Below are 15229 nucleotides of genomic sequence, written 5' to 3'. Positions count from 1 at the left end.
TCAACCCAATTGCGATGGACGAAGGTCTACGTTTTGCGATTCGTGAAGGTGGGCGTACAGTTGGTGCGGGTGTTGTTTCTAAGATTTTAAAATAAATCTTGCTAAATTGAAAAGGGGCTGGTATAGTCCCTTTTTTGTAAAATTCAGGGGTATAGCTCCAATTGGTAGAGCCGCGGATTCCAAATCCGAAGGTTGGGAGTTCGAGTCTCTCTACCCCTGCCACATTCTATAACGATCTGCGTCCGTAGATGCGGGTCGTTTTTTTAATTCTAGCGGCAAATTATGAATAAGAAGTCTGAAGTAGAGAGTTCAAAAAATACACTGGATACTGTGAAGCTTTTCGTGGCTGTTGCTGTGTTGATCGGATCTGTTGTCGCCTATTACGCCTTTTCTCATCTTCACGCTGTTGTGCGTATTTTAATGGTTTTAGTTGGTGTAGGCTTGGCTGGATTTATTGTATATAAAACAGCGCTAGGTGAAAGTTGGTTTCGCTATATAGTGCATACCAAAAAAGAAGTTCGCCAAGTTGTTTGGCCTACAAGAAAAGAAACAGCGCAAACAACCCTGATTGTGGTTGTAGCGGTGATCATTGTCGGCATCTTCCTTTGGTTGGTTGATATGTTTTTCTTGTGGGCAGTCAAGCTGCTGACGGGTCAAGGAGGCTGATATGGCAAAAAGATGGTATGTGGTTCATGCTTATTCTGGTTATGAAAATAAGGTGAAGGTGTTAATTCAAGAGTATGCTGACAGAGCGGGTCTTCAAGACGCTTTTGGGCAAATTCTTGTGCCGTCTGAAGAAGTTGTTGAAATCCGCGATGGCAAAAAAAGAACAAGTGAAAGAAAGTTTTTTCCAGGCTATGTCTTAATTGAGATGGAGCTTGATGAGTCCAGTTGGCATTTAGTTAAGAGTGTGCCGAATGTGCTGGGTTTTATTGGTGGAACGAGTGATCGACCAGCCCCTATAAGCAAAAAAGAAGTTGAACGTATATTGCAACGGGTTGAAGAAAATGTTGATAAGCCACGTCCAAAAGTGATTTACGAGCCTGGTGAAATGGTTCGTGTTACAGATGGTCCTTTTACAGACTTTGAAGCTGTGGTGGAAGGTGTCGATTACGATAAAAATAGATTGCAGGTGTCAGTTCTTATATTTGGGCGTTCAACGCCTGTTGAGCTTGAGTTTTCTCAGGTAGTAAAGAGCTGATTTTTTTACAGGGAAGCCGTAAGGCGTTATTACCCATTAGGAGTTGAGTTATGGCGAAGAAAATCGCAGGTTATATTAAGTTGCAGATTCCAGCAGGGGCTGCAAATCCAAGTCCACCCGTAGGTCCAGCACTGGGTCAACGTGGTGTAAATATTATGGAATTCTGTAAAGCATTTAATGCGCAGACAGGTAATGTTGAAAAAGGCTTGCCCTTACCCGTTGTTATTACTGTTTATAGTGATAAAAGCTTCACATTTATTACCAAAACACCGCCCGCGGCTATTCTCTTGAAAAAAGCAGCCGGCATTAAAAGCGGTAGTGCTATTCCTAACCTAAATAAGGTAGGAAAAGTCACGCGTGCGCAAATTGAAGAGATTGCCACTACCAAAATGCCTGACCTAAATGCAAATGATTTAGCGTCTGCGGTTAAGATTATTGAAGGTTCTGCCCGTAGTATGGGCTTGACGGTTGAGGGGTAATAGAATGGCTAAGCTTACTAAAAAACAAAAAATGATCGCTGAGCGCGTCAACAAAGACGCTAGCTATGAAATTATTGCTGCATTAGATTTAATTAAAGAATTGGCTGCAGCGAAATTTGATGAAACAGTAGAAGTGGCTGTTAAGTTAGGTGTTGATCCACGTAAGTCTGATCAAGTTGTGCGTGGTGCCACTGTTTTGCCTAATGGTTTAGGTAAAAACATCCGTGTTGCTGTTTTCACTGGTGAAGCGAACCAGGCTGCGGCAAAAGCAGCGGGTGCTGACTTTGTGGGTATGGAAGATTTGGCTGATGAAATCAAGAAAGGCATGATGGACTTTGATGTTGTTGTTGCAAGCCCGGACGCAATGCGTGTTGTGGGTATGCTGGGCCAGGTTCTAGGGCCACGTGGTTTGATGCCGAACCCTAAAACGGGCACAGTAACACCGGATGTCGTTGGTGCTATCAATAATGCTAAAGCCGGTCAAGTACGTTACCGTGTAGACAAAGGCGGTATTATTCATGCGCCAATCGGTAAGGTTTCGTTTGATAGCGAAAAATTAAAAGAAAACCTTTCTGCCTTGCTTGAAGACTTGAACAAAGCTAAGCCTTCTGCCGCTAAAGGTATTTACATGAAGAAAGTGACTGTTGCAAGCACTATGGGTCCAGGCCTCACTGTTGAGCAGTCGTCAATTTAATCTTAATGTTTAAACATTAAGATTTGCGTTATGGGTCTCCTAGATAGTGAGTGCCCATCGCAGACCGTAGGTGAGTATTTTAAATAATGCTCTTAATTTCGTTTTGATACCTACGTAGATGAGTGACCCATCTTTTGGTGGGTTTTAAGGAGGTTAGAATGGCACTTAAACTTGAAGATAAGAAGCTTGTCGTTGAAGAAGTTTCAGCTGTAATGGCTAAAACGGTTGCAATGGTAGTAGCTGAGTATCGTGGTTTGACTGTAGAACAAATGACTAATCTTCGTTCTAAAGCGCGTGAATCTGATGTTGTGATTCGTGTTGTGAAGAATACACTTGCGCGTAAAGCGCTTGCGGGTACCGCCTTTGAAGATCTTTCGGATTCTTTAGTGGGTCCAGTCGTACTTGTATTCTCTACTAATGAATTGTCTGCTGCGGCTCGTATTGCAAAAGACTTCAAAAAACAGAACGATGCATTTGTAATTAAAGCGTTATCAATTGGTTCAGGCACACTTGATGTGTCACAACTTGACGCTGTTGCAGCCTTACCGACATACGACGAAGCTATTGGCAAGTTAATGTATGTGATGAAAGCACCTGTTGAAAAACTAGCGCGCACCTTAGCTGCTCTTAAAGAGCAAAAAGAATCAGCGGCCGCTTAATTTTTAACAAAAAAACAATCTAGGAGATATAAACATGGCTATTTCACAAAATGATATTTTAGACGCAGTTGCGGGTATGACGGTAATGGAAGTTGTAGAGTTAATTTCTGCAATGGAAGAGAAATTTGGTGTTTCTGCTGCAGCCATTGCTGTTGCTGGCCCAGCGGCAGCTGCTGAAGCGGTTGAAGAGCAAACTGAATTTGATGTTATTCTTACTTCTGCAGGCGCAAACAAAGTGGGTGCGATCAAGGCGGTTCGTGGTATTACAGGTCTTGGTCTTAAAGAAGCAAAAGAAGCGGTTGAGAATGTTCCAACTGTTCTTAAAGAAGGCGTGTCTAAGGACGAAGCTGAAGCGGTTAAAAAGCAAGTTGAAGAAGCAGGCGCACAAGCTGAAATCAAGTAATCCTCTTGTTTTAGCTGCATAAGCAGTCAAAATGGCTGACATTTCGATGTCGGCCATTTGTTGTTTTAGGTAGTGTGTAAAAGTGTGATATTTTAACTGATACTACAGTTTTATACATTTAAATAGAAATCTCTATTTATTTCATTTATTTAGTTCTTTGTCGAGGTATTCAATGACCTATTCTTTAACTGAAAAGAAACGTGTCCGTAAAGACTTTGCTACAAACCCTTCCATGCTTGACGTGCCTTATTTGCTTTCATTGCAGAAAGGTTCGTATCATGATTTTATTCAAAAAGATAAAAAGCCATTAGAGCGTGCGCCAGTTGGTTTGCACGCCGCATTTGCTTCGGTGTTTCCTATTAAGGGCGTTGCTGGTACAGCTGATTTGGACTATGTTAGCTATCATTTAGGTCAGCCTGAATTTGATGTAACAGAGTGTAAGCAACGTGGTGTGACCTACGCGGCACCTTTGCGTGTCAAAATGCGCTTGGTTATTTATGATAAAGATGCACCTGTGGGCAACCGTCCGGTTAAAGATATTAAAGAGCAGGAAGTTTATTTAGGGGATATGCCTCTTATGACGGATAACGGTACCTTTGTTATCAATGGTACCGAGCGCGTTATTGTGACGCAATTGCACCGTTCGCCTGGGGTTATTTTTGACAATGACAAGGGCAAGTCTCACTCGTCAGGTAAGATTTTATTTAATGCACGTATTATTCCTTATCGTGGATCTTGGTTAGATTTTGAGTTTGATCACAATGATTGCTTGTTTACCCGTATTGACCGTCGCCGTAAACTGCCTGTCACGGTATTGTTGCGAGCCATGGGGTATGACAATGAGCAAATCATTGAACAGTTTTTCGAAACCACAGCCGTTAAATTGGCTAAGAATAAGTTTAATATTGCATTCAACCCTGAGCAGTTTAAAGGTCAAACAGCCGCATTTACTATTTCTGTAAAGGGTGAAACCTTTGTTGAAGAAGGCGCTAGAATTACCGCGCGTGTTATCAAGCAATTAAATGATGCCGACGTGAAGTCGATTGAGGTTCCTGCTGAATATTTGCTTGGTAAAACATTAGCTAAAAATCTTGTTGATAAGTCAACCGGTGAATTGGTTGCGCTCGCTAATACAGTTATTACACAAGATTTAATTGAAAAAATGTTTACGATTGGTAAGATCGATTTCGCCATCTTGTATATTGATGAGCTGCTGCACGGACCCTATATTTCGGACACGATTAATCTAGATTCCACCTCAACGCAATTAGAGGCGCAGATTGAGATTTATCGAATGATGCGTCCAGGTGAACCGCCTACAAAAGAGTCTTCGGAGGCGCTATTTAATGGTCTTTTCTTTCAAGAAGAACGTTATGATCTATCCTCGGTAGGGCGAATGAAGTTAAACCGTCGCTTGGGTCGTGAAGACAATAAGGGCAGTTTGGTTCTTGAAAAACAAGATATTGTTGATGTTATTGCTGAGCTTGTTAATATTCGTAATGGCCAAAGTACGGTAGACGATATCGATACGCTGGGTAATCGCCGTATTCGTGCTGTCGGTGAAATGGCTGAGAATGCGTTCCGTGTTGGACTTGTCCGTGTTGAGCGTGCTGTTAAAGAACGTTTAAATAACGCTGAAAGTGAAGGCTTAATGCCTCAGGACCTAATTAACGCCAAGCCTGTATCCGCCGCGATTAAAGAGTTTTTTGGTTCGAGTCAGTTGTCACAGTTTATGGATCAGGTTAATCCCTTGTCTGAGATTACGCACAAACGTCGTGTTTCAGCATTAGGCCCAGGTGGTCTAACGCGCGAACGTGCTGGTTTTGAAGTGCGTGACGTTCATCCCACACACTATGGTCGTGTATGTCCTATCGAAACACCTGAGGGTCCGAACATTGGTTTGATTAACTCATTGGCTGTTTATGCTAAAACTAACGAGTATGGCTTTTTAGAAACCCCTTATCGCAAAGTGATTGAGGGGCGTGTAACGGATGAAGTAGTTTATATCTCGGCCATTGATGAAGCACAATTTGTGATTGCTCAGGCGAGTGCAAAATTGAATGAGAAGGGCGAGTTTGTAGATGACCTGATTTCAGCACGTCATCAAAATGAATTTACTTTGTCATCATCTAAAGACATTAATTTAATGGATGTGTCCCCGAAGCAAATTGTTTCAGTTGCAGCGGCCTTGATTCCGTTTCTTGAGCATGATGATGCGAACCGTGCACTGATGGGCTCTAACATGCAACGTCAAGCCGTTCCTACGTTACGCGCTGATAAGCCGTTGGTGGGTACAGGTATTGAAAAAACGGTGGCTATTGATTCTGGTGTGACTGTGGTGGCCAAGCGTGGTGGTGAAATTGTATCTTCTGATGCATCACGTATTGTTGTGCGTGTTAATGATGCGGAAATTGTTGAAGGTGAAACGGGTGTTGATATATATAACCTAATTAAATATCAACGTTCTAACCAAAATACGTGCATTAATCAAAAGCCGATTGTCAGTACCGGCGATATTGTTACGCGTGGTGATGTCTTAGCCGATGGCCCTTCTACAGACTTAGGTGAGCTTGCTTTAGGTCAGAATATGCGTGTCGCCTTTATGCCTTGGAACGGTTATAACTTTGAAGACTCTATTTTAGTTTCTGAAAGAGTGGTTCAAGAAGATCGTTATACGACAATACACATTGAAGAGTTTACTTGTTTAGCTAGAGATACGAAGCTAGGACCGGAAGAAATTACCGCTGATATTCCAAATGTTGGAGAGTCAGCGTTATCGCGATTGGATGAAAGTGGCATTGTGTATATAGGTGCCGAAGTGAAACAGGGTGATATTCTTGTGGGTAAGGTTACACCTAAAGGTGAAACCCAGTTAACGCCAGAGGAAAAACTGCTGCGTGCTATCTTTGGTGAAAAGGCGTCTGATGTTAAAGACTCTTCTTTACGGGTATCCAAGGGTATTGAAGGTACTGTTATTGATGTTCAGGTGTTTACCCGTGAAGGGGTTAAAAAAGATGCACGTGCACTTGCTATTCAAGAAGAAGAGCTTTCTAAGGTTAGAAAGGACATTGATGAACAGTACCGTATTTTGGAACAAGATACGTTTGATCGTGTTGCCACTTTGCTAACGGGTCAAAAGCTAAAAGACGGTAGCGTTATTGATGCAAATTATTTAGCTAAGACAGAAAAGAAGAAATGGCTTGGGTTGAATGTTGATAATGAAGAGTTAGTGCGTCAGTTTGAGTTGTTGGAAGATCAGTTAAAAACGAAGCGTAAAGAGTTAAATGAACTTTTCGAGGAAAAACGCAAGAAGTTAACGCAAGGTGATGATCTTGCACCTGGTGTATCTAAAATGGTTAAGGTTTATGTTGCGATAAAGCGCCGCATTCAGCCCGGTGATAAGATGGCAGGTCGTCATGGTAACAAGGGGGTTATTTCACGCATCTGTCCGGTTGAGGATATGCCTTTTGATGAAACGGGACGTCCGGTTGATATTTGCTTAAATCCACTTGGTGTACCATCGCGGATGAACGTCGGGCAGATTTTAGAGACCCACCTTGGCTTAGCGGCCTGGGGTTTGGGTGAAAAAATTGATGCAATGCTGAAACGTGAAGCCGATTTAGTCGAGGTTCGTGGCTTTTTGCATAAGATTTACAATGAAACACAAGGTCAATTGGTTGACTTGGATAGTTTTAGTGATCATGAAATCATTGAGCTTGCGAAGAATCTACGCAAAGGTGTGCCGATGGCTACGCCTGTATTCGATGGCGCGAATGAGGCACAGATAAAATCATTGCTTCGTTTGGCAGATCTTCCTGAGTCAGGTCAGATGCGTTTGTTTGATGGTCGAACAGGAGATGAGTTTGATCGCACGGTTACGGTTGGTTATATGTATATGCTCAAACTAAACCATTTGGTTGACGATAAAATGCATGCGCGTTCAACAGGCCCTTATAGTCTTGTTACGCAGCAACCACTGGGCGGTAAGGCGCAATTTGGTGGTCAGCGTTTTGGTGAAATGGAGGTTTGGGCTTTAGAGGCCTATGGGGCGGCGTTCACGCTGCAAGAGATGCTCACCGTGAAGTCGGATGACTTAAATGGTAGAACGCGGATGTATAAAAACATTGTCGATGGCAATGAGTACATGGAGCCAGGTATGCCAGAGTCCTTTAGTGTGCTGCGTAAAGAAATTCGTGCATTAGGTATTGATATTGAGTTGGAGCAAGATTAATGAAAGATTTACTCGGTTTTTTAAAAAAACAAAACGTTTCTAGTGAATTTGATGCAATTAAAGTGTCACTTGCTTCTCCTGAGAAGATTCGTTCTTGGTCTTATGGTGAAGTAAAAAAACCAGAGACGATCAATTATCGTACCTTTAAACCTGAGCGCGATGGCTTGTTTTGTGCCAAGATTTTTGGCCCAATTCGTGATTATGAGTGCTTGTGTGGCAAGTATAAGCGTTTAAAGCACCGTGGTGTTATTTGCGAAAAATGTGGTGTTGAAGTAACCCAGTCGAAAGTACGGCGCGAGCGCATGGGTCATATTGATCTTGCCTCGCCTGTAGCGCATATTTGGTTCTTAAAGTCATTGCCAAGCCGTATTGGTTTAATGCTTGACATGACTTTAAAGGAAATTGAAGCGGTACTGTATTTTGAAGCCTTTATGGTTGTGGATCCTGGCTTAACGCCTCTAGAACCTTGGCAGCTATTAACCGAAGAAGAGTATTTGGATGCACTCGATGAGTACGGTGATGAGTTTGAAGCGCAGATGGGTGCTGAAGCGATCAAGCGTATGCTCCAGTCAATTAATCTTGCTGAAGAAGCGGTTAAATTGCGCGGAGAAGTCGAGAGTACCTCTTCTGAAACTAAGCAGAAAAAATTATCTAAACGTTTGAAGTTGGTTGAGTCATTCTTAAGCTCTGGAAATAAACCAGAGTGGATGGTGTTGGAGGTGTTACCTGTGTTGCCTCCAGAGTTGCGTCCACTCGTTCCATTGGATGGAGGTCGATTTGCCACTTCTGACTTAAATGATTTGTATCGTCGAGTAATAAACCGTAATAATCGTTTGAAACGTTTGCTCGACTTAATGGCGCCAGATATTATTGTGCGCAATGAAAAACGTATGCTGCAAGAGTCGGTTGATTCTTTGCTAGACAATGGTCGTCGTGGACGTGCTGTTACCGGTACAAATAAGCGTCAGTTAAAGTCGCTTGCGGATATGATTAAGGGTAAGCAAGGTCGTTTCCGCCAAAACCTACTTGGTAAGCGGGTAGATTATTCAGGTCGTTCTGTAATCGTAGTGGGGCCAACATTAAGACTGCACCAATGTGGCTTGCCTAAAAAAATGGCGCTTGAATTATTCAAGCCCTTCATTTTTAGCAAGCTACAGAAACGGGGTTCTGCACCTACGATTAAAGCGGCCAAGAAAATGGTAGAGCAAAGTTTGCCAGAAGTCTGGGATGTTTTAGACGAGGTGATTCGCGAGCATCCTGTGTTGTTGAACCGTGCGCCAACACTTCACCGTTTGGGTATTCAAGCATTTGAGCCTGTATTGATTGAGGGTAAGGCCATTAACCTGCATCCTCTTGTTTGTTCGGCTTTTAACGCGGACTTTGACGGTGACCAAATGGCGGTGCACGTACCATTGTCGCTTGAAGCACAACTTGAAGCGCGCACTTTGATGATGTCAACGAATAACCTACTCTCACCAGCTAATGGTGAGCCTATTATCGTGCCGTCGCAAGACGTTGTTCTCGGGTTGTATTATATTACACGTGAAAAAATTAATGCGATCGGTGAAGGTAAGGCTTTTGCTAATTGGCAGGAAGTTGCGCGTGCACTAGAAGCAAAAGTGGTTCACCTTCATACGAAAATCAAGTTAAAAATGGAAGAAACTATTTTTGATGGTGAAAAGGAGCATGTTGCTACACGTATTGTTGATACCACGGTTGGCCGTGCGCTATTGAGTCGTATACTACCTAAAGGGCTTAGTTTTGATTTAATTAACATTAATCTGACCAAGAAAAACATCAGTAAGGTGTTAAATACCTGCTATCGAGTTTTAGGTCCGAAGGAAACGGTTGTGTTTGCTGACCAGTTAATGTATGCCGGCTTTAAGTGGTCAACAATGGCGGGACTTTCTTTCTGTTCAGATGACATGTTGATTCCTGATGAGAAGGCCGGAATTCTGGAGCATGCTGATGGACAGGTTAAAGAAATTCAGATGCAGTATGCGCAAGGTTTGGTTACAGAAGGCGAGCGCTATAATAAGGTCGTCGATATTTGGTCCCATACTAACGAGCTCGTGACTAAGGCGATGATGGAAGAACTGCAGTTTGACCTTGTCATAGATGCCAAGGGCAATGAGGTAAAAGAAACATCTTTTAACTCTATCTATATGATGGCAGACTCGGGAGCGCGTGGTTCGGTTGCGCAGATGCGTCAATTGGGCGGTATGCGTGGTTTGATGGCCAAGCCAGATGGCTCTATCATTGAAACACCGATTACAGCAAACTTCCGTGAAGGTTTGAACGTACTTCAGTACTTTATTTCAACGCATGGTGCGCGTAAAGGTTTGGCTGATACGGCGCTTAAAACCGCTAACTCGGGATACCTAACGCGCCGTTTGGTTGATGTTGCGCAGGATGTCGTCGTCACAGAGCACGATTGTGGTACCGATGCGGGTGTTGAAATGACGGCTCATGTTGAAGGCGGTGATGTGATTGAGTCACTACGCGAGCGTATTCTTGGTCGTGTTATTAGTGAAGACCTGATGAGTGCAAGCGGTCAATTGTTGGTGGCGAAGGATACGTTACTCGATGAGCAGTTGGTTAGTTTGATTGATGAGCACGGTATTGATCGCGTGAAGGTCCGCTCAACCATTACCTGTGAAACCAAATTTGGTGTATGTCAGAAGTGCTATGGTCGTGATTTAGCGCGTGGGCATATGGTGAATATGGGTGAAGCTGTGGGTGTTATGGCGGCACAGTCAATCGGTGAGCCAGGTACCCAGCTCACCATGCGTACTTTCCATATTGGTGGTACGGCATCCAAAAGTGCGGCACAAAGTCAAGTTGAAGTTAAGCATGAGGGTACGGTGAAGTACCACAATCTTAAAACAGTTAAAAACTCGGCTGATAAGGTCATGGTGACCACGCGCTCAGGTGAAGTTACTATTCTTGATGTGTCGGGTCGTGAGAAAGAGCGTTATAAGATTCCTTATGGGGCGATGCTTGAAGTGCTTGAAGGTGAGAAGTTAGTGTCGGGTCAGGTTATTGCGACCTGGGATCCGCATACTCACCCTGTTATTACTGAAGTCAGTGGTCAAATTGAGTTTGGTAACTTTGATGGCACAGTTGAGGAAAAAATTGATGAATTAACAGGCCTGGTTACCCGTGTTGTTAAAAGTGCCAAAGAGCGTTCATCATCGGTGAAGGATGCGCGCCCATATATTCGTTTAGTGGATAATGCGGGTGAAGGTATTTGCTTTGCAGGTACCCAAACGCCAGTTATTTATTATTTGCCTGAAAACTCAATTGTACTCGTACAGTCAATGGTAACAGTAGGTGCAGGTGATATTCTTGCGCGTATTCCACAAGAGTCTTCTAAAACGAAGGACATTACTGGTGGTCTTCCACGTGTTGCTGACTTATTTGAGGCGCGTCAACCAAAAGAGCCTGCCATAATGGCTGAGGTGAGCGGTGTAATATCTTTTGGTAAGGAAACTAAAGGCAAGCAGCGTTTAATCATTACTCAGGATTCTGGTGAGCAATATGAAACACTGATTCCTAAGTGGCGAACGGTGAATATTTTTGATGGTGAGCGTGTAGAGCGTGGTGATATCGTTGTAGAGGGTAATGCCAATGCGCATGATATTCTGCGTTTATTAGGTGTAGAGCGCTTAGCCGAATACATTGTTGACGAAGTACAGGATGTATATCGTCTGCAAGGTGTAAGAATTAATGATAAGCATATTGAAGCTATTATTCGCCAAATGCTAAGAAAAGTTGAGGTAAAGTCGGCGGGTGATACTGGGTTGATTAAGGGTGAGCAAACTGAATATGCCCGCGTTCTGCAATTGAATGAAAAAATGCGGGCAGAGGGTAAAGTGGAAGCCACTTATGAGCGTGTATTGTTAGGTATAACAAAGGCATCATTGGCAACGGAGTCCTTTATTTCTGCGGCATCTTTTCAAGAAACAACCCGTGTTCTTACTGAGGCCGCTGTTAGCGGTAAACGTGATACGCTGGTAGGGCTAAAAGAAAACGTAATTGTGGGGCGCTTGATTCCAGCAGGTACAGGCTTTGCTTATCATCAAGCAAGAAAGCGTGCGACAGATATTATTGATGATGAGCTTAAAGCATTTATGCGTGCGGGTGCTGAAGAGCAAATTGATGAAGAAATTTTAGCTGAAATGCCTGTTGTTGATGATAGGCTATTTGAGCCCGAAGAAAGTGATGTTTAAAATAACCAAAATTTCAAGTAGTTAATGCTTGACATATCGTTATTCCATCACTAAAATCTTGAAACCTTATTTGCAGACTTTAAGGTCTGCAAATATTTAATTGGTAAATGAGTTCAGTCTCAAATTTGGAGAAGTTTTAATGGCTACAATAAACCAGTTGGTTCGTAAGCCGCGTAAAGACAAAGTTAAAAAGTCTACAGTACCTGCGTTGGAGTCATGTCCTCAGCGCCGTGGTGTGTGTACGCGTGTTTATACCACTACCCCTAAAAAGCCTAACTCAGCCCTGCGTAAAGTTGCGCGTGTTCGTTTAACAAATGGTTTTGAAGTATCTACCTATATTGGTGGTGAAGGTCATAACTTACAGGAACACTCCGTGATTTTGATTCGTGGTGGGCGTGTTAAGGATTTGCCTGGTGTGCGTTATCATACAGTGCGTGGAGCATTAGATTGCTCTGGTGTTAATGAGCGTAAACAAGGTCGTTCTAAGTACGGTGCTAAGCGTCCAAAAGGTAAATAAGCCTTTGACATACGCTAGCTTTTTTTAGATTCTTTTATACCGGAAGACGTAAGAATGGCAAGAAGAAGAGAGATACCAAAAAGATTAGTATTACCTGATCCTAAGTTTGGTGATGTAACCCTGACAAAATTTGTAAATATGATCATGGTCAGTGGTAAGAAAGCAGTAGCAGAAAAAATAGTTTATGACGCTTTAGACAAGGTTGTTGAGCGTCGTAAAGGTGGCGATCATGCTGCCTTGTTAAGAGATGCGCTGGAAAATGTAGGCCCATTGGTAGAGGTTAAGTCACGCCGTGTGGGTGGTGCTACTTATCAGGTTCCTGTTGAGGTTCGTCCTGAAAGAAAAATGGCGTTATCTATGCGCTGGATTGTTGAAGCAGCGCGTAAGCGTAGTGAAAAAGGCATGATGTTACGCTTGGCTGGTGAATTATCTGATGCACTCGAAAATCGTGGTTCTGCGATTAAGAAAAAAGAAGATACTCACAGAATGGCTGAGGCTAACAAAGCGTTCTCTCATTTCCGCTGGTAAAATTCAACAAGGGCCCTTGACGGGCCTTTATTCTTTAATTCAATCAAATAAAAGGTTAGTAAAGTGGCACGTCAAACCCCTTTAGAGCGTTACCGTAATATCGGTATCATGGCTCACATCGATGCCGGTAAAACGACAACTACCGAGCGCATTCTGTTTTATACAGGTAAGTCACACAAAATTGGTGAAGTTCATGATGGTGGTGCCACCATGGATTGGATGGAACAAGAGCAGGAGCGTGGGATTACCATTACTTCAGCGGCAACCACTTGTATGTGGTCAGGCATGGCTAAGCAGTTTCCCGAGCACCGTATAAACGTAATTGATACCCCGGGTCACGTTGACTTTACCATTGAGGTAGAGCGTTCATTGCGTGTATTGGATGGCGCAGTTACCACTTTTTGTTCAGTAGGTGGTGTTCAGCCACAGTCTGAAACTGTATGGCGCCAGGCAGACAAGTATAACGTTCCACGTATGGGTTATGTCAATAAAATGGACCGTGCGGGCGCTGATTTCTTGCGCGTCGTTGAGCAGGTTAAGACGCGTTTGGGTGCGACACCTGTTGTGATGCAATTACCCATTGGTGCTGAAGATAATTTCCGCGGTTTAGTTGATCTTTTGAAAATGAAGGCCATCTTCTGGAATCCTGAAACACAAGGCCTTACTTTTGAGTACCAAGATATTCCTGCTGATATGTTGGATGACTGTGAATCGTATCGTGAGCAGTTGGTAGAGTCAGCTGCAGAGGCAAATGAAGATTTAATGAATTTGTACCTTGAGGGCGGTGAGCTTTCTGAGGAGCAGATTAAACAAGGTATTCGTTCACGTTGTATCAATAACGAAATTATCCCTATGTTCTGTGGGTCAAGTTTTAAAAATATTGGTGTGCAGGCGATGTTAGATGCTGTCATTGAGTATTTTCCATCACCACTTGATGTGCCTGCTATTGAGGGTATTTTGGATAATGATGAGCCTGCCTCACGTAAGTCATCAGATGATGAGCCGTTTGCAGCGTTAGCATTTAAGATGATGACTGACCCTTATGTGGGTACGTTAACGTTTGTGCGTGTTTATTCAGGTGTCCTAAACTCAGGCGAGTCAGTATATAACCCAGTTAAGGGCAAGAAAGAACGTGCGGGTCGTTTAATCCAGATGCATGCTAACTCTCGTGAAGAAATTAAAGAGTTGCGCGCAGGTGATATCGGCTGTGTAGTTGGTCTTAAAGATGTAACAACCGGTGATACGATTTGTGATCTAAATAACATCATTACGCTTGAACGTATGGAGTTTCCTGAGCCAGTGATTTCGATTGCTATCGAGCCAAAAACAAAAGCTGACCAAGAAAAAATGGGTATTGCACTGCAAAAGTTGGCGGCTGAGGATCCTTCGTTCAGAGTAAGAACAGATGAGGAAACAGGCCAGACAATTATTTCTGGTATGGGCGAGCTCCACCTGGATATTATTGTGGATCGTATGAAGCGTGAGTTCAGCGTTGAAGCAAACGTTGGCGCTCCTCAGGTTTCTTATCGTGAGACTATTAGGCAGTCTGTTGAGGCGGATGGTAAATTTGTTCGTCAGTCTGGTGGTCGTGGTCAGTATGGTCATGTTGTGTTGCGTATTGAGCCGCAAGAGCCAGGTACAGGCTTTACATTTGAAAATGCAATTGTGGGTGGTGTGGTTCCGCGTGAATACATTCCTGCGATAGAGAAGGGTGCTAGAGAGCAGTTGGAAAACGGTGTTATTGCCGGCTATCCGGTCGTTGATGTTAAGGTTACTGTTTTCGATGGTTCTTATCATGATGTTGACTCGAACGAAATGGCGTTTAAAATTGCCTCATCCATGGGTGTTAAGAATGGTGTTGAAAAAGCGCGCCCTGTTATTCTTGAGCCGATTATGGCTGTTGAAGTTGTTACGCCAGAAGAATATATGGGTGACGTAATGGGTGATCTTAACCGACGTCGTGGTATGATCCAGGGTATGGAAGATACGCCAACCGGTAAAGAGTTGAAGGCTGAGGTTCCATTGTCAGAAATGTTTGGCTATGCAACCAATGTTCGCTCTCTATCGCAGGGTCGTGCCAGTTATGCGATGACTTTCTCAAAGTATGCTGAAGCCCCTGCCTCAGTTCAAGAAGAAATTATTGCGAAAGCAAAAAAAGGTTCTTAATTTAATTTTTTATAAAGGATATTAATCATGGCAAAAGCTAAGTTTGAACGTAACAAGCCCCATGTAAACGTAGGCACAATTGGTCACGTTGACCATGGAAAAACTACATTGACAGCGGC

The 15229-nt window shown here is 43.2% G+C and carries 13 protein-coding genes and 1 tRNA gene; all 14 read left to right on the top strand.

From position 1 onward, the window contains the following. Window positions 1-95, top strand: a 95-nt coding sequence (locus NA59_RS14835; RefSeq protein ID WP_198401100.1) for an EF-Tu C-terminal domain-related protein, incomplete at its 5' end; no start/stop codon positions are given. A 50-nt stretch (window positions 96-145) separates the two neighbouring features. Next, window positions 146-222 (top strand) — tRNA-Trp (locus NA59_RS11135). A 60-nt stretch (window positions 223-282) separates the two neighbouring features. Further along, window positions 283-666: a preprotein translocase subunit SecE gene (gene secE / locus NA59_RS11130; RefSeq protein ID WP_044412528.1), complete on the top strand. Its 384-nt coding sequence runs from the start codon at window positions 283-285 to the stop codon at window positions 664-666. 1 nt (window position 667) lies between these two features. Then, complete coding sequence (nusG, locus tag NA59_RS11125) at window positions 668-1201, top strand: transcription termination/antitermination protein NusG (RefSeq protein WP_044412525.1); 534 nt, start codon at window positions 668-670, stop codon at window positions 1199-1201. A 50-nt stretch (window positions 1202-1251) separates the two neighbouring features. Next, window positions 1252-1680, top strand: coding sequence for a 50S ribosomal protein L11 (rplK, locus tag NA59_RS11120; RefSeq protein WP_044412522.1), 429 nt, complete (start codon window positions 1252-1254; stop codon window positions 1678-1680). 4 nt (window positions 1681-1684) lie between these two features. Continuing rightward, complete coding sequence (rplA, locus tag NA59_RS11115; protein WP_044412519.1) at window positions 1685-2374, top strand: 50S ribosomal protein L1; 690 nt, start codon at window positions 1685-1687, stop codon at window positions 2372-2374. Window positions 2375-2532: 158 nt separating this feature from the next. Further along, complete coding sequence (gene rplJ / locus NA59_RS11110) at window positions 2533-3033, top strand: 50S ribosomal protein L10 (RefSeq protein WP_044412515.1); 501 nt, start codon at window positions 2533-2535, stop codon at window positions 3031-3033. Between the two features lie 34 nt (window positions 3034-3067). Then, a complete protein-coding gene (rplL, locus tag NA59_RS11105; protein WP_044412512.1) occupies window positions 3068-3436 on the top strand; it encodes a 50S ribosomal protein L7/L12 in 369 nt (122 codons plus the stop codon). A 172-nt stretch (window positions 3437-3608) separates the two neighbouring features. Next, the gene (rpoB, locus tag NA59_RS11100) at window positions 3609-7667 is read left to right on the top strand and encodes a DNA-directed RNA polymerase subunit beta (protein ID WP_044412509.1); all 4059 of its coding nucleotides are present in this window, start codon (window positions 3609-3611) and stop codon (window positions 7665-7667) included. Then, window positions 7667-11899 carry a DNA-directed RNA polymerase subunit beta' gene (gene rpoC, locus NA59_RS11095; protein WP_044412506.1) on the top strand — a complete coding sequence of 1411 codons (4233 nt, stop codon included), beginning with the start codon at window positions 7667-7669 and terminating at the stop codon, window positions 11897-11899. Before rpoB ends, rpoC begins: the two co-directional genes overlap by 1 nt. A 139-nt stretch (window positions 11900-12038) precedes the next feature. Then, entirely contained in the window at window positions 12039-12416 is a 378-nt protein-coding gene (gene rpsL / locus NA59_RS11090; RefSeq protein ID WP_044412503.1) for a 30S ribosomal protein S12, read from the top strand. Window positions 12417-12470: 54 nt separating this feature from the next. Beyond that, window positions 12471-12944, top strand: a complete 474-nt coding sequence (gene rpsG, locus NA59_RS11085) for a 30S ribosomal protein S7 (RefSeq protein ID WP_044412499.1) — start codon at window positions 12471-12473, stop codon at window positions 12942-12944. Between the two features lie 63 nt (window positions 12945-13007). Continuing rightward, complete coding sequence (fusA, locus tag NA59_RS11080) at window positions 13008-15110, top strand: elongation factor G (RefSeq protein ID WP_044412496.1); 2103 nt, start codon at window positions 13008-13010, stop codon at window positions 15108-15110. A gap of 27 nt (window positions 15111-15137) precedes the next feature. After that, a partial coding sequence (locus NA59_RS14830) for a GTP-binding protein (protein ID WP_017397055.1) occupies window positions 15138-15229 on the top strand: 92 nt, incomplete at its 3' end.

Origin of the sequence: Thiomicrospira microaerophila, from assembly GCF_000934765.1 — a bacterium.
Lineage (GTDB): Bacteria > Pseudomonadota > Gammaproteobacteria > Thiomicrospirales > Thiomicrospiraceae > Thiomicrospira > Thiomicrospira microaerophila.
The sequence above is the reverse complement of the archived record's forward strand: the minus strand, read 5'-3'. Positions and strand labels throughout refer to the sequence as shown.